This is a genomic window from Ochrobactrum sp. PL_is501, assembly GCF_055816895.1.
This window is the reverse complement of sequence record NZ_JBVPGR010000035.1, coordinates 76,254-96,646: the sequence shown is the minus strand read 5'-3', so window position 1 is coordinate 96,646 and position 20,393 is coordinate 76,254. Positions and strand designations below refer to the sequence as shown.

General features: G+C 57.4%; 17 protein-coding genes and 1 riboswitch. Of the genes, 10 read left to right on the top strand and 7 right to left on the bottom strand.

Going from position 1 to position 20,393, the window contains the following annotated elements; translation table 11 throughout:
* Positions 1-1,239, bottom strand: coding sequence for a GAF domain-containing sensor histidine kinase (locus AC0TOF_RS11695; RefSeq protein ID WP_473768357.1), 1,239 nt, complete (start codon positions 1,237-1,239; stop codon positions 1-3).
* 315 nt (positions 1,240-1,554) lie between these two features.
* On the opposite strand from AC0TOF_RS11695, the gene AC0TOF_RS11690 reads away from it, so the two are divergent.
* The 5 genes from AC0TOF_RS11690 (at position 1,555) to AC0TOF_RS11670 (ending at position 6,946) form a co-directional block, all read left to right on the top strand.
* Positions 1,555-2,571, top strand: coding sequence for a substrate-binding domain-containing protein (locus AC0TOF_RS11690; RefSeq protein ID WP_473768356.1), 1,017 nt, complete (start codon positions 1,555-1,557; stop codon positions 2,569-2,571).
* A gap of 88 nt (positions 2,572-2,659) precedes the next feature.
* A complete protein-coding gene (locus tag AC0TOF_RS11685) occupies positions 2,660-4,120 on the top strand; it encodes an ATP-binding cassette domain-containing protein (protein ID WP_473768355.1) in 1,461 nt (486 codons plus the stop codon).
* Positions 4,120-5,061 (top strand): ABC transporter permease, encoded by a 942-nt coding sequence (locus tag AC0TOF_RS11680; RefSeq protein ID WP_122001969.1) that lies wholly within the window; start codon positions 4,120-4,122, stop codon positions 5,059-5,061. Before AC0TOF_RS11685 ends, AC0TOF_RS11680 begins: the two co-directional genes overlap by 1 nt.
* Positions 5,058-6,005, top strand: a complete 948-nt coding sequence (locus AC0TOF_RS11675; RefSeq protein ID WP_473768354.1) for an ABC transporter permease — start codon at positions 5,058-5,060, stop codon at positions 6,003-6,005. The genes AC0TOF_RS11680 and AC0TOF_RS11675 overlap by 4 nt, the downstream gene beginning before the upstream one ends.
* A gap of 71 nt (positions 6,006-6,076) precedes the next feature.
* Positions 6,077-6,946, top strand: coding sequence for an SMP-30/gluconolactonase/LRE family protein (locus tag AC0TOF_RS11670; protein ID WP_473768611.1), 870 nt, complete (start codon positions 6,077-6,079; stop codon positions 6,944-6,946).
* Between the two features lie 512 nt (positions 6,947-7,458).
* On the opposite strand, the gene AC0TOF_RS11665 is transcribed toward AC0TOF_RS11670, so the two are convergent.
* From AC0TOF_RS11665 to AC0TOF_RS11655, 3 genes are read right to left on the bottom strand one after another with little or no spacing between them, the layout of a single operon-like run.
* Positions 7,459-8,253 (bottom strand): ABC transporter ATP-binding protein, encoded by a 795-nt coding sequence (locus tag AC0TOF_RS11665; RefSeq protein WP_473768353.1) that lies wholly within the window; start codon positions 8,251-8,253, stop codon positions 7,459-7,461.
* Positions 8,250-9,305, bottom strand: coding sequence for a FecCD family ABC transporter permease (locus tag AC0TOF_RS11660; protein ID WP_473768352.1), 1,056 nt, complete (start codon positions 9,303-9,305; stop codon positions 8,250-8,252). Before AC0TOF_RS11660 ends, AC0TOF_RS11665 begins: the two co-directional genes overlap by 4 nt.
* Positions 9,302-10,330 (bottom strand): ABC transporter substrate-binding protein, encoded by a 1,029-nt coding sequence (locus AC0TOF_RS11655; RefSeq protein ID WP_473768351.1) that lies wholly within the window; start codon positions 10,328-10,330, stop codon positions 9,302-9,304. The genes AC0TOF_RS11660 and AC0TOF_RS11655 overlap by 4 nt, the downstream gene beginning before the upstream one ends.
* 182 nt (positions 10,331-10,512) lie before the next feature.
* A riboswitch (cobalamin riboswitch) is annotated at positions 10,513-10,746 on the bottom strand.
* Positions 10,747-10,954: 208 nt separating this feature from the next.
* Here AC0TOF_RS11655 and AC0TOF_RS11650 point away from each other — a divergent pair.
* The 3 genes from AC0TOF_RS11650 to AC0TOF_RS11640 are packed head-to-tail and all read left to right on the top strand — an operon-like array spanning position 10,955 to position 13,959.
* Entirely contained in the window at positions 10,955-11,905 is a 951-nt protein-coding gene (locus AC0TOF_RS11650; RefSeq protein ID WP_122001974.1) for a Bug family tripartite tricarboxylate transporter substrate binding protein, read from the top strand.
* Positions 11,902-12,399: a tripartite tricarboxylate transporter TctB family protein gene (locus tag AC0TOF_RS11645; RefSeq protein WP_473768350.1), complete on the top strand. Its 498-nt coding sequence runs from the start codon at positions 11,902-11,904 to the stop codon at positions 12,397-12,399. The genes AC0TOF_RS11650 and AC0TOF_RS11645 overlap by 4 nt, the downstream gene beginning before the upstream one ends.
* Before the next feature lie 15 nt (positions 12,400-12,414).
* On the top strand, positions 12,415-13,959 hold the full coding sequence (locus tag AC0TOF_RS11640; protein WP_122001976.1) for a tripartite tricarboxylate transporter permease: 1,545 nt from the start codon (positions 12,415-12,417) through the stop codon (positions 13,957-13,959).
* A gap of 203 nt (positions 13,960-14,162) precedes the next feature.
* On the opposite strand, the gene AC0TOF_RS11635 is transcribed toward AC0TOF_RS11640, so the two are convergent.
* Positions 14,163-14,321, bottom strand: a complete 159-nt coding sequence (locus AC0TOF_RS11635) for a hypothetical protein (protein WP_162997333.1) — start codon at positions 14,319-14,321, stop codon at positions 14,163-14,165.
* Between the two features lie 192 nt (positions 14,322-14,513).
* Between AC0TOF_RS11635 and AC0TOF_RS11630 the strand changes: the two genes are divergently transcribed.
* Positions 14,514-14,753 carry an HP1242/YdcH family protein gene (locus tag AC0TOF_RS11630; protein WP_122001978.1) on the top strand — a complete coding sequence of 80 codons (240 nt, stop codon included), beginning with the start codon at positions 14,514-14,516 and terminating at the stop codon, positions 14,751-14,753.
* 216 nt (positions 14,754-14,969) lie between these two features.
* Positions 14,970-16,145, top strand: coding sequence for an alpha/beta hydrolase family protein (locus AC0TOF_RS11625; RefSeq protein WP_473768349.1), 1,176 nt, complete (start codon positions 14,970-14,972; stop codon positions 16,143-16,145).
* A 98-nt stretch (positions 16,146-16,243) separates the two neighbouring features.
* Here AC0TOF_RS11625 and AC0TOF_RS11620 read toward each other — a convergent pair whose 3' ends face one another.
* Positions 16,244-16,759 (bottom strand): MgtC/SapB family protein, encoded by a 516-nt coding sequence (locus AC0TOF_RS11620; RefSeq protein ID WP_122001980.1) that lies wholly within the window; start codon positions 16,757-16,759, stop codon positions 16,244-16,246.
* A gap of 572 nt (positions 16,760-17,331) precedes the next feature.
* Positions 17,332-20,382 carry an autotransporter domain-containing protein gene (locus AC0TOF_RS11615; protein ID WP_473768348.1) on the bottom strand — a complete coding sequence of 1,017 codons (3,051 nt, stop codon included), beginning with the start codon at positions 20,380-20,382 and terminating at the stop codon, positions 17,332-17,334.
* Between the last annotated feature and the right edge of the window lie 11 nt (positions 20,383-20,393).

Sequence of the window (20,393 nt, the reverse complement as noted above, 5' to 3'; positions counted from 1 at the left end):
TTATCCTCCACCCTCCCGGCACATCTCCGCGGGCAGGTGGATCGTCACACTGGTGCCGCCACCTTCCCCGTTTTTCCTGATAGCGAAACTTGCAGAGATCAACCGCGCGCGCGTGCGCATATTGTCGATCCCATGTCCCACGTCAGGACGCTGCGTATGGCGATCCATGCCGATACCGTTATCCGCGACTTCGACATGTAGCCGACCAGCCTTGTTGCGGAACGCTACGCGCAACCGGCTTGCATGAGCATGGCGTATCGCATTGTTGATTGCCTCCTGCACGATGCGGAACAGCGAGGTCGCAACCGTTTCTTCCAGCCGATCCGCCATGCCTTCGCTGTGGTCGTCCAGCGCCCATTCGATGGTTGACCCGCTGTCGCGCACCGAACGGCCCAGATGGTTTTCCGTCGCCTGCACAAAACCGAAGAGCTGGAGAATTGAAGGCTTCGCTTCTTCAATGATTTGCCGCAGGTCGTGCATGCAATGCTGGAGCCCGCGAAACAGCGGTTCAAGCTGCTCGCCCGAAAGGTCTGGCGCGTGGGTAAGCCGCTCGACGTGGCGCGCCAGCCGTGTCAGATCGGCCAGCGTCTGGTCGTGCAGGTCCATGCCGATGCGGTGGCGCTCGATTTCCAGCGCTTCCGTCAGTTTCAGAGCGCCGAAACGCAAGCCTTCCTCGCGCGCCCGCGCTTCCGCTTCCACGATGGCGGAACGTTTGGCCTGTTCTGCCGCACGAATTGCGAAGAAATATGGGGTAAGCAGATCGGCAATCGACTGGGCATTTTCCACGTCCCGCATGGTGTAGCAGGCGGGAGTGAGACTGGAACAGCTGAGCGCGCCGATAATATCGCCCTGCGCCTTCAGCGGCACATGCAGGCGCCCTTTCAGATCGTGCTCGATAATGGGACTGGAAAAAGCACCCGCAAAATGAAAGCGCGGGTCGATGCGCGCATCGTCGGTCAAAAGATGATCGGCCTCGCCGGAAAGCACGGTTCGGATGGGGCTGCCGGAAAGCGGCGCGGGCGGATTGCGGCTCCAGTCTGTCGATATGCCGCTCTCATAGGCGATATGGAACTTTCCATCGAGCGTCTTGATGCAGACGTCCAGATGGTCATAGGGCACGATATGCGTAATCTCTGCCGCCACCGCCCGGATGATGGAATCGAAGTCGAGTTGTCCCGCCAGCAATCTGGAAATATTCAGATAGTGGTCGAGCAACCGTTGGGGCGCGAGTTCAAGCAAGCGTCTCTCCTCCGGAACGCAAACCTCTCATAAGCTATAATAGGCTGCGACAGCCTCGGCGCGTCTTGCGGGTTTCCGCAATTTTGCTGCGGGAACCCGCAAGTCAGTTGCTTCAATCGGCCTTCACAGAAGGCTCCTCTTCTTTCATCCTCGCTTCACCAGAAAATTGCCCGCGATACAAGAGTGAAAAATCGCATCAGGCGCGGACTGGTGCCGTTGAGGAGCGGCGGTGCGGGAGGCTCGCGCCATAGTCAATTCAGACGATCCGAAGTGCCGGGGCGCTGCGGGTCGCATACTGGCAACTGGGAGGAAAGAATGAAACTCGCAAAAATCCTTTTCGCATCCGCAGCACTTGCAGGCGTTCTGGCCGCAGGCAGCGCATTGGCTGACACATCGTCGAAGAAGATTGCATTCTCGAACAATTATGCTGGCAACTCATGGCGTCAAGCCATGCTGGAAAGCTGGGACAAGATCACAAAGGAAGCCGTGAAGGCTGGCGTTGTTGCGGCTGCTGACCCGTTCACGACGGCTGAAAACCAGGCGACCGAACAGGCCGCGCAAATCCAGAACATGATCCTGCAAGGCTATGACGCCATTGTCATCAATGCCGCCTCGCCGACCGCGTTGAACGGAGCAATCAAGGAAGCCTGCGACGCGGGCATTACGGTGGTTTCCTTCGACGGCATCGTGACTGAGCCTTGCGCATGGCGCATCGCGGTCGACTTCAAGGCGATGGGTGAAAGCCAGATCGACTATCTTGCCAAGCGCCTCCCGGATGGCGGCAACCTGCTCGAAATTCGCGGCCTTGCCGGTGTTTCCGTCGATGACAATATCCATGCCGGCATCGAAGAAGGCGTGAAGAAGCATCCGAAATTCAAAATCGTCGGCTCCGTCAATGGCGACTGGGCCGCAGACGTCGCACAGCGTGCCGTCGCGGGCATTCTTCCAAGCCTGCCGAAAGTGGATGCGGTGGTGACGCAGGGTGGTGATGGTTACGGCGCCGCGCAGGCTTTCGCCGCTGCCAAGCGCGAAACGCCGATCATCATCATGGGCAACCGTGAAGATGAATTGCAGTGGTGGAAGAGCCAAAAGGACGCCAACGGCTACGAAACCATGTCGGTTTCGATTGCGCCCGGCGTATCCACGCTCGCTTTCTGGGTCGCCCAGCAGATTCTCGATGGCAAGGACGTAAAGAAGGACCTCGTGGTTCCGTTCCTCAGCGTCAGCCAGGAATCGCTCGACAAGGACCTGGCCAACACCCAGAAAGGTGGCGTCGCGAATGTCGAATATTCGCTTGAAGACGCGCAGAAGGTCATCGACGCCGCGAAATAAGCAGCGCCTTTGCATCATCGGACGATTGGGGCGGGTTTCGTTCCCGCCTTTCCGTCACTTTCAGCATTTCCAGCAGTCAGTTGAACGTATGACAGAAGCAGCAGAGAAACGGGAGGTCGTCGTCGCGCGCGATATCCGCGTGCAGTTCGGTGCGGTGAAAGCACTGGATGGCGCCGAACTCGTGATCCGCGAAGGCGAGTGTGTCGGGCTTGTGGGGCACAATGGCGCGGGCAAATCCACCATCGTCAATGTCATCAATGGCGGGCTGTCGCCGCATGAAGGCAGCGTTTCCTATCACGGCGAAGCGGGGCATGGCGTGGCGATGGCGCGCAAGCACGGCGTGCGCTGCGTGTTTCAGGAACTGTCGTTGTTCCCCAATCTGACGATTGCCGAAAATGTCCGCATCATGCAGCGCAACCTCGAAGGCGCAAACTGGCGCGGCAAGGCCGTTGAACTGATTTCCAAAAAGCTCAACGAGATTTTTCCGGGCCACAAGATCGACAGCAGCGCTACCATTGACGAATTGTCGATTGCCGAGCAGCAGATGGTGGAGATCGCCATCAACTTTACCGCGCCGGGAACAGCACCGAAACTGGTCATTCTCGATGAGCCTACCTCATCGCTCGATGCAGGCATTGCCGCGCAGCTGATGGCCTATGTGCGCCGCTTCGTTGAAACCGGCGGTGCCATCATTCTTATTTCGCACATGCTGGGCGAAATTCTCTCCACCTCCGACCGCATCGTCGTGATGAAGGATGGCAAGGTCGTCGCCAATCGCGCCGCCAGCGAATTTACCAATCGCAGCCTCGTTGAAGCCATGGGCAGCGTGGAGCGCGAGAAGACGGTGCGCCGCGTCGCACAGACCGACGCGACCGGCTCACCGGTTCTGTCCTTTCCAAAACGCGCCACCGACACAAAGCCGTTTCAGGCTTTCAAGGGCGAGGTCATCGGCCTTGCAGGGCTGGCCGGACACGGGCAGACCAGAATGCTGCTCGATCTTTACTATGCGCGGCGCCCAAACTGGGTTCCTGCCCGCAATTGCGAAATCGCCTTCGTCGCCGGTGACCGCAGCCTGAACGGCACATTCCCGCTGTGGAGCATCCTGCACAATCTTACGGTCAGTTCGCTCGACCGGCTGTCGTCGCTGAAACTCGTCGACCGAAAACGGGAAGACGCACTTGGCGGAGAATGGAAGGACCGCATCCAGATACGCACGCCGGATATGGGCAACCGCATCCTGTCGCTGTCGGGCGGCAACCAGCAGAAAGTGCTTTTCGCCCGCGCTCTGGCAACCAGCGCGCATACGATCCTGATGGATGACCCGATGCGTGGCGTCGATGTCGGCACCAAGCAGGAGGTCTATGAAATCCTGCGCCATGAGGCGGAAAACGGACGCACTTTCGTCTGGTATTCCACCGAAATGGACGAAATCGAACTTTGTGACCGGGTCTATGTTTTCCGCGACGGCGCTATCGTTGCTGAACTGACCGGCGAAGACATTACGGAAAAGAACGTGCTTGCCGCATCATTCGAGGGAGGTCACGAATAATGCGCCTTTCCTCTTCCACCATCCGCCTGCTGACGCCGGTGTTCTCGCTGGTCCTGCTTCTGGCCGCCGTCTTCTACATGCAGCCGCGGGCCATGAGCTATACCGGGCTGAACCTGCTGTTCAATCTGGCCGTTCCCATCGCGCTCGCAACCATCGCCCAGATGCTGATCATGGCCGTCAATGATCTTGATCTCTCGATGGGAACCTTCGTGAGCTTCGTGGTTTGCGTTGCCGCGACCTACCTCAACACCACCCCCGTCATCGGCGTGCTGATCCTGGTGGCAGCGATTGCCGCCTATGCCGCGCTTGGCGCGCTGATCCATCTGCGCAACCTGCCTTCCATCGTGGTCACGCTTGGCATGAGCTTTGTCTGGGGCGGGTTGGCGGTGTTCCTGCTGCCCTCGCCCGGCGGACAGGCACCGGACTGGGCGCGCTGGATCATGACCGCCAAGCCGCCATTCATGCCGATGGCCATTGTCGCCAGCATTCTGATTGCGCTCGTCACGCATTTTATCGTGATGCGGTCCACCTTCGGCGTGCTGATGCGCGGCGCGGGTGGCAACACCCGCTCCATCGAGCGCGCGGGCTGGTCTGTCACCATGATCCGCGCCGGAACCTATGCACTGGCTGCCTTTTTCGCGGTGCTGGCAGGAATTGCACTGGTCGGCCTCACCACATCGGCTGATGCCAATATCGCGTTACGTTATACGCTTCTGTCCATCGCAGGCGTTATTCTCGGTGGCGGCGAATTCGTCGGCGGCCGCGTCTCGCCCATCGGTGCTGTCATCGGTGCGCTCACACTGACGCTTGCCGGATCTTTCCTCTCCTTCATGCGTATTTCCCCTGACTGGCAGATTGGCGCGCAGGGCGGCATCCTCATTGTGGTGCTGGCATTGCGCCTCTTCCTCAACCGCCTCGAAAAGAGGGAGAAAAAGCAATGAACGGCCTCGCCATTCTCACCAGACGCCCGTGGATATGGTCGTTTATTGCGACCGTCGCCGTGTGGGTCATTACAATCCTCTTCACCGGAGGCGCAGGCGCGCACGGGCTTTCCCATGCAGCCTTCACCTTTGCATCCTTCTCGGTGATCGTCGGGCTGGGGCAGATGTTCGTCATCACGCTCGGCCCCGGCAATATCGATCTGTCGGTGCCTGCCAACATGACGCTCGCCGCCACGCTGGCGCTGAAACTGATGGACACACAGGACGGCATGATCCTCGCCGGGCTTGCCGTGGCGCTGCTGATCGGGCTTGCCATCGGCATTTGCAATTATGCGCTGATCAAGCTTCTGCGCATCCCTCCCATCATCGCCACCTTGTCGATGAGCTTCCTGATCCAGTCTACGGCCATCTGGAGCAATCGCGGCTTGCGCGTAAAACCGCCTGAGAGCCTGGCGCAGTTCACAACTGCATCGACGCTCGGCATTCCCAATGTCGCCATCGTGGCCCTGATCCTGTCGGTCATTGGCTGGGTGCTTTTGAAAAAGAGCATTTATGGCCGCTGGATTTCGGCAATCGGCCAGAACCCGTTCGCGGCGCGCATGGCAGGCGTACCCGTCGACGGCACACGCTTCGTCACCTATCTGCTTTGCGCGGTGCTGGCTTCGCTTTGCGGCTTCCTGCTCGCCTGTTTCTCGGGCGGCGCGGCGCTGAACATGGGCGCAGAATATCTGTTGATGTCGATCGCTGTCGTCATCATCGGCGGCACGGCGGTTGCTGGCGGCGATTCCAATATCCCCGGCATCTGGGGAGCCGCCCTCTTCATGTTCCTCATCGTCTCGATGCTCAACACTTATGGTTTCGGTGCCGGTGTCCGCCTTGTCCTGACCGGGCTCACCATTATTGCGGTGATCATCCTCGCCAGTGGCCGTCGGGCTGAACGATAGTTTTTCCGGAGTAAATTTCCTTGTCACAGACCGTTTCGATTTACGAAATCCACGACGAACGCTTCAAGCAGATGATCGTGCCGAGCGCCGATCTGGATGAACTCTATACCGGTTGCCGCTGGGCCGAGGGGCCCGTATGGTTCGGTGACCAGAACTGCCTTTTGTGGAGCGACATTCCGAACCAGCGCATTCTGCGCTGGGTGCCTGAAGGGGGCGTGTCCGTCTTTCGCCAGCCCTCCAATTTCTCAAACGGCAACACCCGCGACCGTGAAGGACGCCTCGTTACCTGCGAGCATGCCGGTCGCCGCGTCACCCGCACGGAACCGGATGGCAGCATCACCGTGCTGGCCGACAGCTACCGGGGGAAGAAGCTGAATGCACCCAATGATGTGATTGTGCGTTCAGACGGAACGGTCTGGTTCACCGATCCGACCTACGGCATCATAGCCGATTATGAAGGCTACAAGGCCGACCCGGAACAGCCCACGCGCAATGTCTATCGCCTTGACCCGAAAACCGGCGAACTCGATGCAATCATCACCGATTTCCACCAGCCGAACGGCCTCGCCTTTTCCCCGGACGAAACCAGGCTCTATGTTGCCGACAGCGCGTATAGCCACGACGAGAACGCGCCACGCCATATCCGCGTCTTCGACATTGCGGATGGCGGCAAGCGCGTTACCGGCGGCGCGGTATTCTGCACCATCGATAATGGCTTGCCGGACGGATTCCGTTTCGACATGGGCGGCAACCTGTGGACCAGCGCCGGCGATGGCGTGCACTGTTTCTCCCCGGACGGCACGCTCCTCGGCAAGATCAGGACGCCGCAGACAGTCGCCAACGTAACCTTCGGGGGGCCGCGCCGTAACCGGCTTTTCATCGCCGCGACGAAGTCGCTTTACGCGGTCTATCTCACCGTCACCGGCGCCCAATATCCCTGATAAAATAACGGCGGCTTTTCCAAACGAAAAGCCGCCGCTCTTTATAAATAGAGTAATTTATTGAATAAAATGCATTCGCCGCATGCTCTGTTAATGTGAACATGCCAATAATGTTTCTTTATTCAAAACGGATCTTTCCGGCGTAAAACCGAAACGACCCGCATATCAGGACCGTGAATGACGGAACAAATCAAAGCATGATCTCTTCTGTCCTTCTGCCATGCATCTTGTAGGCAGGCCGAGGCTTTGCATACGAGTACATCTCCTGATGCGCTGAGGCCTTATACCCCGATCGTCAACGGAATGGAAACAGATCGTCAATAAAACAGGTCAAATTACTGTGATTAAACTGAATAAAAAGCGCAACTTATCATGATGTTAGCTATATTTTAGGTATAAATACATTAGTTAATTCTGTTTTATAATCCTATTTGTTACCATATTTATTAGAACGTACGCATGAAAAACGATAACGGCCAGCGGCGACCGCGATGCGGTCGCCCCAGCCCCGATCAAGCTGAATATCGGAGTTTCGGAGAACACCGGTTCGGCGCCCGATAACGAATGTGGCAACCATCGATGCCATGATATTCGATATCAACTTCGACACCGAAAACTTCCGCGATCCGCCCTTCCTGCAACACCTCGCGCGGCGTGCCCAACGCGACGAGATTTCCCTTATCCATCACCGCGATCCGGTCACAAAACATCGCGGCGTGGTTCAGGTCATGCAAGGCGGCCACGACTGTCAGCTTCTGACGGCGAACCAGATCCAGCAGCCCGATCTGGTGCCCGATATCAAGATGATTGGTCGGCTCGTCCAGAAGCAAAATCTGCGGCTCCTGCGCCAAAGCGCGAGCTATATGCAGACGCTGCCGTTCGCCGCCCGAGAGCGTGTGCCAGTAGCGGCCCGCCAGATGAGCCATATCGACATTGACCAGCGCCCGGTCAACGATTGCATCATCTTCCGCCGACCACGGCGATAGCGCCCCAAGATAAGGCGTCCGCCCCAGTTCGACGGCCTGACGCGCCGTAATACGGTCTGTCGTACCCGCCTGCTGCTCGACCAGCGCCAGTTGCCGTGCAATCTCGCGGTGGCTGAAACTGCTGATCGGCGTGCCGCAGAGGTTCACCTCGCCGACGCGACACCGGCGCACGCCGGACAGCAGCGACAGAAAACTGGTCTTTCCCGAACCGTTCGGCCCGATGATGCCAAGAAACTCCCCTTCCGCCACGTCCAGTGAAACATTGCATAAAATCTCGACATTGCCTGCCGACCAGCCGACATTGTGGGCCGAGAGGATCATGACGCAGCCCTCCTTTGTCCAAGCAACAGGGCGAAGGCGGGCGCACCGAACAGGGCCGTGATGACGCCGATTGGGAGAACCTGCCCCGGAATAATGACGCGCGACAGGATGTCGGCGACGATCATGAAGATTGCCCCGATGAGTGCCGCCGCAGGCAGCAGCCTGCCATGCCGAACCCCAACCACCATGCGCGCTGCATGGGGTATGACAAGGCCGATAAAGCCGACAGAACCGACGATGGAAACCATCACCGCCGTCATCATGGCGCTGACACCGATCAGCACCGCATAGACGCGCCGCGCAGGTATGCCGAGCGAAGCGGCGGATTCGGTTCCGAAGGTAAATGCATCGAGCGCACGCGCATGCCACAGGCAGATGACAAGGCCGATCAGGCAGGCAGGCAGGGCAAGTGTGACGTCCGGCCAGCGCACGCCGGAAAGGTTGCCCAAAAGCCAGAACATGATGCCGCGTGCCTGTTCAGCATTTGCGGCCTTGGTGACAATGAACGAGGTCAGCGCATTGAAAAGCTGCGAACCGGCAATCCCGGCGAGAATGATTGCGCTGCTGCCGCGTCCGGCCCGTAGCGCCAGCAGGGACACGAGGCCGAAAGCAATAATCGCCCCGATAAACGCACCCAGCGACAGCGTCAGCACGCCAGCTCCGACGCCAAGGATGGCAACGCTGACCGCCCCGGTCGAAGCGCCAGCCGAAATGCCCAGAATATAAGGATCGGCAAGCGAATTTCGGAGCAGCGACTGCAAGATGACGCCGGATATTGCGAGCGACGCGCCGCAACATGCAGCGATGACCGCACGGCTGAGGCGATAGCTCCAGACAATCCCTTCATCGATAGGCTCAAGCGCATATCCGGCGTTCCACAGCCGGTTGGCCACGGTTTTCGCAACCACATCGAGCGGTATCGCCGTTTCGCCTATCGCGGCACCGAGCCAAAGGGCAAAAAGCAGGAGGACAAGAGAAAAGGCCAGAAAGAGCACGCCGGAGCGTGCCCTCCCCTTTTGCTTGAAGCCCGCTGTTGCTGCCCGCGCCGTCACTTGTTCAAATCCGAGTTTGCGATATTGGCGGCGAGTGTCTCGATGCCTTCGATCACGCGAAGCGAAGTACTCATCGATTGCGCATCCATGTCGAAGACATGCTTGTCCTTCACCGCAGGCATCAGCTTCGTGACCGCATCACTGTCGAGGAACTGGTGCTTGACGGCGATGTCGTCAGCCGGGTAGCGACGGCGATCCAGCTTCGCGGCCACAATCATCGACGGGTTCGATTTCGCAATCGTTTCCCATCCGACCGTTGGCCACTCTTCTTCGCTGTCGATCACATTCCTGATGCCGAGCGCTGAAAGAATATAGGCGGGTGCGCCGAACTTGCCCGCGACGTAAGGGTCAGCATCGACCTGCGCGCTCGAAAACCAGACGACAGCCGACAGTTTTCCATCAGCGGAAGCAATCTTCTTGCGAGCCGCCGCTTCACGGGCTTTCAGGTCGACGACGAGTTTCTGGCCGCGATCCTGCACATTGAATATTTCCGCCAGTTCGGTGATTTCCTGATAGACGATGTCCATCTTGAACGCTGCCGTGCGAACGCCGTCGCCGCCACCGGAATTGTCCTTGCCGACACAATCGGACGGCGATGTGTAAGCGGGAATGCCCAGTTCCTCGAACTGTTCGGGCTTCGCCACAATACCCGTCGGGCCGACATGCCATTGAAAATCAGCCGTCACGATTTCCGGCTTTTCCGCCAGAACGCTTTCAAAGCTCGGATCGTTATCGGCGAGCCGCTTCACCTTGGCATTGACCTCCTCGAAGCCCTTGAGAACAGGGCCGAACCAGACAGCGGTCCCGACAAGCTTGTCGCCCAGACCAAGGCTGTAGAGGATCTCCGCGGTGCTCTGGCCGACAGCGACGGCACGGGTGGGCGCCTGTTTGAACGTGACCTCGCGGCCGCAATTTTTCAACGTCAGCGGATAGTGCGTTTCCGCCGCCTGTGCAACCAGGCCGCCAGCGAGAAATGTAGCCGCACAAATAGCGAGATGAAACGGCATTTTGCCGAAAATTTTCATGGATATCCCCGATGTAACTGAGAGAAGAAAGTCCTGTCAGGCGACGGAAAAAATCCGGCGCGGAAGGCGGACAGGCATATCCGGGGACATGTCGAAATCATGCGATGACGATGGAAGAATGCGTCCTGCGACGCGGAAATCTGTCATAACCGGCTCCTGCTCCGGGCATCCCCGCCCGTGACAATGGACAACACTAGACGGCAGGTCTCCTGGCTCACGAATATCTGCTGTTCATCTGCCTTCCCGCGCTTCTCCGGCACAGTGGCATGACGCTTTCAACGTCACGAGGATGAACGGCAATCCGCTTACAGTTGCGGGGGCAGCCACGGTCTTGGCCCCTTTTCGGGTCGTCCTCACCGTGTTCCCTATTAATCCCCTTCGCTCTCGGTCGGGGAACCGTCGTTATACTATTACGTCGGCATGGCGTCGCCGTCAAGCGCATCCCGTCGGCTATTTTGGCGTGCCGTTTTCAGGTGCGTTGCTGAAATAGCGGCCAAACTATTGTCGCATATGCTGGCCTATTGAATTTGTTTTCGCTAATCTCCATGTAGTTTGCTCCCGCTAGAGGAGCGGGACTTGGGGAGGTCCGCCGAAGGGCGGCATATATTCCATTTGGGAGGACATATGCGTAGATTCATTCTGGCCCTGACGTCGGTGGCGGCGTTGGCTATGGCAGGCTCTGCTTCCGCGGAAGACTACAAGGTGCTCGCGCCTGCCGCTCCGGGCGGCGGCTGGGACCAGACGGCGCGCACGATGCAGAGCGCGCTTCAGGACGAAAAGATTTCCGGCAGCGTGCAGGTCATCAACGTTCCGGGCGCTGGCGGCACCATCGGCCTCGCGCAGTTCGTGAACCAGAACAAGGGTGATCCGAGCCAGCTCATCGTTGGCGGCTATGTCATGGTCGGCGCTATCCTGACCAACAAATCGCCGGTCACGCTGGACGCCATCACGCCGATTGCGCGTCTTACGGGCGAATATGAAGCCATCGTCGTACCGGCTTCTTCCGACATCCAGAACCTTGGTGACCTTGCCGCGAAGCTGAAGGCTGATCCGGGCTCCGTTTCATGGGGCGGCGGTTCTGCCGGCGGCACCGACCACATCACCGCTGGTCTTTTTGCCAAGGCGGCAGGCGTCGACCCGACCAAGGTCAATTACATTGCTTTCTCCGGCGGCGGCGAAGCGCTTGCGGCCATTCTCGGCAATCAGGTGACTGTCGGCATTTCCGGCTACGGCGAGTTCGAAGCCCAGATCAAGGCAGGCACGCTGCGCATCATCGGCATTTCCAGCGACGAGCGCGTGGAAGGCATCGATGCCCCGACCTTCAAGGAAGGCGGCGTGGACGTTTCGATCCAGAACTGGCGCATGGTGGGTGCGGCTCCCGGCATCACTGCCGAACAGGAAGCCGCCATCAATGCCGATATCGAGAAGATGGTGAAGTCGGAATCCTGGCAGAAGGCACTCAAGGACAAGGGTTGGGCGAATACCTATCTCGCCGGTCCGGCGTTCAAGGAGCAGCTTGCCAAGGACGTTGCCGCAACTGAAACCATCCTCAAGGAAATCGGCCTCGTCAAATGACAGGATCAGACCAGCAGGAAGCGCGCCGCCCCGAAAGGGCGGCGCCAGATTTCGCCGCTCTTGTCATCGCCCTTGTTCTTGCAGCTGTCGCCATCGCCATCGCCTGGTCGACAACCTATGGAAACGATGTGACGAGCTATTCGCCGGTCGGTCCGAAAACCGTTCCCTATGTTGTCGCAGCCGGATTGTTCGGCCTTGCGATCTGGACGGTTTTCGAGGCGCTTCGCGGCGATTTTCCCGAGCGTGAGCATCAGGAAATCGCCCCGATGGCCTGGATCATCGGCGGTCTTGCCATCCAGATGCTGACGATGAAGACCGTCGGCTTTTCCCTGTCTACCGGCCTGCTTTTCGCAGCCACCGCACGCGGCTTCGGCTATCGCAAATTCTGGATCAGCGTTCCCGTCGGCATCGTCTTCGCCTTCGTGATCTGGTTCATCTTTGCGCGCGGCCTGCAGCTGTCGCTGCCGTCCGGCTGGCTTGAACAATTCGTTTAGGGACGGAGCGCTTTCATGGATACTGTCGCACTTCTCGCCAACGGACTTCTGGTGGCGCTTGAACCGTCGAACCTTCTTTATGCGCTGATCGGCGTCACGCTTGGCACAGCCGTCGGCGTGCTGCCCGGAATCGGCCCGGCACTCACCGTCGCGCTGCTGCTGCCCGTCACCTACAAGCTCGACCCTTCCGGCTCGCTCATCATGTTCGCGGGCATTTATTACGGCGGCATGTATGGCGGCTCGACCACGTCGATCCTGCTCAACACGCCGGGCGAAAGCGCCTCCATCGTCACCGCGCTGGAGGGCAACAAGATGGCCCGCGCCGGACGCGGCGGCCCCGCACTTGCAACAGCTGCCATCGGCTCGTTCATCGCGGGCCTGATCGCCACGCTGGCGCTGGCCTTCGTGGCGCCGTGGGTCGTGAAATTCGCCCTGTCCTTCGGTCCGTCCGAATATTTTGCGCTGATGCTGCTCGCCTTCATGACGGTTTCAGCGGCCTTCGGCGATTCCACGCTGCGCGGCCTGACCTCGCTGTTCATCGGCCTTGCGCTCGGACTGATCGGCATCGACCAGCTGACCGGTCAGGCGCGTCTCGTCATGGGGACCCCGAACCTGCTCGACGGCATCAATGTCACGACACTTGCGGTCGCGCTGTTCGCCATCGGCGAAACGCTGGCGGTCGTGTCGAAGAAGCTCGGCCCTGAAGATGAGGTCATCGCCGTCAAGGGTTCCGTCTGGATGACCAGGAATGACTGGAAACGCTCGTGGATGCCGTGGCTGCGCGGCACCGCCATCGGCTTTCCGATCGGGGCCATGCCGGCAGGCGGCGCCGATGTGTCGAGCTTCCTTTCCTATTCGGCGGAACGGCAGTTCTCGAAACATCCGGAAGAATTCGGCAAGGGCGCTATCGAAGGCGTGGCGGGACCGGAAGCGGCCAATAACGCCTCGGCAGCCGGAACCCTCGTGCCGCTTCTGACACTTGGCCTGCCTACCACTGCGACGGCGGCAATCATGCTTGCCGGTTTTCAGCAGTTTGGCCTGCAACCCGGCCCCCTTCTCTTCGTGACCAACGCCACGCTGGTGTGGGGCCTGGTGGCGAGCCTTCTCGTCGCCAACCTGATGCTGCTGGTTCTCAATCTGCCGCTGATCGGCCTGTGGGTGAAGATGCTCACGATCCCGCGCCACTGGCTCTATGCAGGCATTCTGGTTTTCGCCACGCTTGGAACCATCGGGGCGAATGCCTCCACCTCGATGCTGTTCGGCCTGCCGGTGTCGTTCGAGCTTGGCCTGCTTCTGGCATTCGGCGTGCTGGGCTATGTGCTGCGGCGCTTCTCATATCCCATCGCGCCGGTGGTGGTTGGCCTCATCCTCGGACCGATGGCCGAGAAAAGCCTGCGTCAGGCGTTGCAGATCAGCCAGGGCAACCCGATGGCTCTGGTGCATTCCTGGGTATCGATTGTGCTGATCGCCCTGGCGATTGCCGCCGTCGTCGTGCCGATGATCATGCGCCAGCGCGGCAAGGGCGAATTGCTGAGCCAGATGGCGACGGATGAGGACTAGAGCATTTTCGAGCCAAAAGTGCGGAGCGCCTACGCGGAGAAATCAGTCTGATTTCTGATCCCGCTTCGATGCGTAGGATAATGCGACGAAACAAATAGTTGGAGCGGTTCCAATGATTCCGTTTTAACCGGAACCGCTCTAAACGACAAAAGCCCGGCATTGCCGGGCTTTTTACTCATATACACATACGCTTACTTGATTGCTCAACCCTGAATACGACGGAACTGATCGACGTCGATGCCAAGCGTCTCAAGGTCCTGGGCAGCAGGCTTCTGACCGGCGCGCACGGCAGCAGAAACGCGAACGGCACTACCCAATTGCGCGAACGCACGACCGAAACGATTATTGAAACGGGTAAACATTTTTCTCTCCATCACGGACACTTCCTTGGTCCGCACCCATGAAATGGTGATGGGTCCTGTGACTGAGAAGACCGGCCTTTGCATGCCAGCCATGCAGTTTCGGCATGCTCCTTTCCGCGCAACTTGATTGCGATCAATGCTGTTCGCACGCGGGCTTGCGAAGCTCCCCTCAACCAAGGAAGGAGCCACGGAATGTCGAATACCCCCCACACGCTTGGAGAAGAGTTTCCCGGCCAGCTCGATGCCATTCATGCCTTGAAGGCGAAGGATGCGCATTTTGCCCGCATTCTGGAAGAGTATGATTCCGTCAATGACCGCATCCACCGCGCGGAAACGAAAATAGCGCCGGTGAGCCAGGAAGAGGAAACGAACCTGCGCAAACAGCGCCTCGCCTTGAAGGATAGCATCGCCGAGGCACTTGCCGCGGCTTGATCTTCTATCCCCTCCCACAAGGTTGGGACATAAACGAATGGCGAGAAAAAGCGGCTCCGAAATTACCGGGGTCGCTTTATTATTTTATCACGAATACAGCAATTGCCTAAGAAAAGATAAACTGCTACCAAATCAAAAAAACAATACTAAACAATATATGAGCAAATGGGAAAGTATCAAGTGAAGACCAGATATGCTGTATTTATTGCATCCGCAATGGCATTTTCATATTGTAATTTAGCTGCGGCGCAAAAACTGGAAGGTTTCGATCTCTCGCTGGCGAAAGTGTCGCCATTTCCTGTAACGGCGTTTTATGAAACGCCGGAAAATTTCTCCTCTTTGCCGGTTGGCAGCATTATTCGTCAGGAACCGATCGAAGCTCCGGCTGGCGCATCGGCCTGGCGTGTGCTCTACGTTTCGGAACGCTGGGATGGAACGCACGTTCCGGCAAGCGGTCTGGTCATCGCGCCGAAGCAGACGGACAGCACCACGCCTCATCCGGTCGTGTCCTGGCTGCACGGCACCACCGGGGTGGCGCGCGGCTGCGCTCCCTCGCTTGCGCCAAATCCGGTTCAGGAATTTGTGCAGCGCGGCGAGTATGTCATCGATATCGGCATTCCATATCTTCAGGACTGGCTTGCAAAGGGATATGCGATCGTCGCGCCGGATTATGCCGGGCTTGGTTCCGACGCTGTTCACCGTTATCTCGCGGGCGTAGATTCGGCGCGTGACGTCCATAATCTGCTGCGTGCGGCGCGTTCCATCAGCGAAGCGAATATCGGCAAGGATGTTTCACTGGTCGGCTGGTCCCAGGGTGGTGCCGCTGCGCTGTTCGCAGGCGAAATCGCCGCAACTTACGCACCCGAGAATAAAATTCGCTCGCTCGTAGCCCTGGCTCCCGCTTCGACTATTCTGAGGCCGGACGCGGCGATAAATGCCTTCTTCAAGGCCAAGGTGCCCTACACGCTGCTTGTCGGGCAAAGCTACATCGACGCCTACAATCTCGACAAAACTCTTTTTACTGCCGAAGGCCAGAAACTTCTCCAGGCCGCGCAGTCAACCTGCGTAGTGGGTGTGCTGGGCGCACTGGCGCAAAGCAAGGACCCTGCGGTCACCGATAATATTACGGATCATAAGGACTGGGTCGAAGCCCTGAAACGCAACAATGCCGGTTCCACAAAAATCGACGCGCCTGTTTCGATTTTCCAGGGGCTCGACGACACCATCGTTCCGCCGAGCGATACGCAGGATTATGCTGATCGGGTCAAGGCATTGGGAATGGACGTTTCCATCACGTGGGTTGCACATGCCGGTCATCGTGATCTTTTCGGCAGGAAAAAAGACGAGATCGTCGAGAAAGTGGTTGAAGGCTTCGAAGCCACAAGCAACTGAACGCGAAATTCTGTGAAGTTGAACCAGTTCGGGATCATTCGACATGGAATGATCCCGTTTCCATTGTGATGCCATCCCCCCCCCGCCGCGGCGGCAGCTCAGGAGGACTGGTCCTCGTTTTTGTGCCCAACCTTGCTGTTGTCCGGGCCGACCACGCCTTCCATCTTACCCACCACGATCAGGACCGTAACGGCAATAAGCGTCGCCAGCAGCGCGATGTGCCAGAGGCCGAGACCACTGGCGAGCCCTACCGATGCGGCAAGCCACATGCCCGCCCCGGTGGTGATGCCGGTTATTTTTCCACGCGCAACGATGATGAAACCAGCCGCCAGGAAGGCGACGCCGCTGGTGATCGCCTCCACAAGCCGCGAAGGATCCATCCGGATATTCTGATCGTTGAAGACCGGCACATTGACCAGTTCCAGCGACACAATTGTGAAGGTGGCTGAGGCGAGACAGACCAGCATATGGGTCTTCAACCCGGCAGGCCGCCTGCGCCATTCCCGTTCGAGACCAATGATGGAGCCGAGCAGCGTCGCCAGCAGCATCCGCGCCAGAACCACCGGCAAACTGATTACATTGTCGTGCGTGAATTCAGCCCAGAATTGTTCCATGCTTCATAACGGCGACCATGATTTTTGGTTCCACCGTAAGACAAATGTAGCAAATACTCCAAAATTCCATCGCCACTAAAGAAAACAAAATAACTAATATACAGTATTGTAATATATAATTTATTCACATCAAAATATATTAAGACATTGACCGGCGCATTTCTATATGTATATCTCCACATGACTTCAATATATATCAAGAAGTAGTTAAAATTAAATAGAAAATACCGGTTTATGTTAATAATACATTTTACATTATATTAGATACTCAGGAGGCAGAGAAACTCTTCTCGGCATCGAAATCCCTTCCTTACTCACTGCATACGCTTCTCTTCACAATGAACCACACGCTAAATGAAGAAACTACTCCCGAATATCGCTGAACGACAGACGGGTTGGAACCTGCTGCAAACCCACAATCTCCTGCGAGGTAAAATGCACTGCCGTTGAGGCTCTTGGCCTTACTGTTCTTCACGCTATAGCCCTATTGCATTGAAGCGCCCCAAACAAAAAACGGAGCCGAAACCCCGCTTTCTAGCCGTCAGCACCCGCCGCTAGCCTACTGCCAAGAACTAGAACTTGGCACCGACCCGCAGGGCAAAAGCATGGTCTCGCGCGTTAGATTCGCCAAAGCCGGTTTGGTATTCAATACCGGTGGACCATGCATTCTTAAAAGTGAAATCCAGAGACAGACCGACGTTTCCGCTATCGCTGCTTTCGCCTTCGATCTCTAGCGCATAAGGAAGCCCGCCAAGTGCACTGTAACCCATTGCGGCCCGGCTCGCCCCCTGGAAATCATGCGCATATTCTGCCCGCACACCCGGCGTCAGACGACCCCATGTGTAGTCAATGGAATAATTGGCGCGTAAACCGAGCACACCAGTCACTGTGTCAACGGTTTGGTCGCCATAGGTGAGCCGGTAAATACTGCCGCCCTCTTCGGCATAGCCATCAAGCCAGGAGCGCGACATTTCCAGCCGGCCATAAGGTGAGACAAGCCATGTTTCCTGACGAAATTCGTAAGCTGCCGTCAGCGATCCGAACAGTTGACTGCCGTTGCGTTTTCCATCGGTCAAACTGCCGTCTGTCATGATGAAACGGGTAGAGTCAAAATCCAGAACACTGCCGCCCATCAACGCGTCAATAAAGAAATTGTCGATAGGTTTGAAGCTGCCATAGACAGCGGCACTATAAGCATTGGCCCGGCTTTCCGTACCATTGTCGCCGATGTCTGTTCGATCCCGTCCATAGCCGACACCGAAACCGGCCACCAGCCGTTCCGAAAGCCGATAGTCGATACCGCCGCTCACACCGACAAGCGTAAAGTCCAGATCGAGTTTGCCGCTATCACGCTCACCAAAATTGACGAAGCCGCTGCTCCAAAAAGCGAATGGTCCAGTATCAGGGTCAAAAACTGGTGCGGGCTCTTCCTGCCCCTCCAGGCCAATCGCCTTGCCCGGAAAAGCTTTGCGCTTTTCGGGGGCATAACCGAGAGCCGCATCGGGCGTTGCAAACGCGGACGGAGACGGGTCAGACGATGCCGAGTTGAACGCCTTCCCGCCGAGCCTCACGCCTAAACTGGACTTTCTCCGGTCACCTTCATCGTGCAATTGCTCAAGTCGATTTTGAAAATTCCGCGTTTGAACTTGCGCAAAGCGTCTTGCGGCGCTTGTTTGAGCATTCAACAGGCCAATCACTTCAGGATCAAGCGTCGGGTCGGGAAAGGCCAGCGCTGCACGTCTGACAACAACCGTGTATGTGCGGTGGGCTCCGCTGGGCGCGGTCACAACAATAGACACCGTGTTCGAACCAATCGCCAGCCCTATAGGATTGCTTGAAGTTCCCGACGCAACGCTGCCACCGGCAACGGTTACCCGCGCCGCCGGTTCTGAAGCCAGGGGGGTTAGGGATATGCTCTCGATCGTGTTTTCGACGTCCACAGAATAGTTGAGCGTCTCTTTATCAAACGATGGGTCTAGTGACCCGACGCTCGGAGCCAGACTAGCAAGTGTTGCATCCGCCGAAGCGGTTCGCGTGACAATTACCGTATAGCTACGTGTCGTTCCATTTTGCGCAGTGACGACAACTGTCAGAACCGCATTGCCGACACCCAATTGGAATTTCCTGCTTGCGCTACCTGACGTAACCGCTGCTCCGTTGACCGTAATGGTTGCTGTCGGATCAGCAGAAGTGGGCGTCAACTGCAAAGTCGATGTTTCGGTCGGAACCGATAACCTAAAAGTCGTTGCGCTTGGTGAAAACGCCGGATTCAGGCTCCCAGCGCTCGGAACAAGGCCCGCCAGATCGGCATTGCCGGACTGAGCGCGGATGACATTCACCGTATAGCTCTTCGTGGTGGCCCCATCCTGCGCGGTTACAATCGCGGTGACCGTGTTGCTCCCCACCACCAATGGAATTGCCGCACTGGACGTTCCATTGGTCGTTGGAGACCCGTTGACAACAACTGTTGCGTTGACATCCGCAAGCGATGGTATGAACGAAATGTTCTCGACATCGTTTGCGACATTCACTGTGTACGAACTCGTGTTTGGAGCAAAGACAGGCGCTAAAGCACCTGCGCTCGGAATGAGGTTCTGCAAGTCTGCGTTTGGAGTAGGGTTAAGTGTAAGGTTCAGTGCGTTGGAACTGAGGTTCCCATTTCCTGCCAGATTGGTGGCAGATCCAGCTCGTATCCGTACTACGGATACGCCAAACCCTGACATTGTAACGACAAAAGTATAGGTAGTATTGTCGACGGTTGCCAGCGAGTGGGCCGCAGCGCCGACGGTTCCGATGTTAGTGAATTCAATATCAGCTAACGTGAAGCCCGTCACTGGCTCGGAAAATCTGGCCGTGACTGTTTTCACCGTCTCGTAAGGTGTTGAGGAAGTTGAAATTGCAACCGAGGGGCTTGCAGTATTGACCAATATTCCAGAGGTCGCGCCAACGTTATTGAGAGTTAACGCCGCTAAATCACTCGTGCTGTTAGTGATAGACCCGCCGTTGGTCGTCATTGCGCCAATGGCAATCCCGTTCAAATCCATGTCACCGGGCTGAACAGTATAGGAAAACGTGAGGGTGTATGTACCACTACCGTTCACATATGCTGCTGGCTTGGCGTCAGAGCCGACAATAACCGACAACAAAGGTGTACCGGTGACAAATACGGGTTGATCGAAATTCACCGAAAAACTCAGCGTTGAGCCGACGGTGTAATAGCCACTAGCCGGAACAGCAACTGACGATACTTTCGGCACGGCTGCCGAAATCGTGAAATGAACCGGGCTTTCGGAGTACTCGTGCGGAGCGTTGACATCCGTGGCCCGGAAGTAAAAAATATCGTTTCCGGTAAATTCTGCAGCAGGTGTATAAGTAAAAATTCCGTCGGTGTTAAGCGTAACAGTCCCATTGGCGGGAGCGGTCACCAAACGGAACCAAGCCGTAGCCCCTGCGGCCGTCAATTTTCCGGAAATTGAATTATTCTTTGAACCACTGAAGTATTGCGGTGAAGTCACTGGAGCGGCATTGGCGGTTACTAGGGAGAAAAGCACACCCAGTATTCCAAGAAAGGAAATCAGACACCGACGCCATTTAAAAATGCCAGCTTCACAAATTGCCCCCATTGCCCTTACTT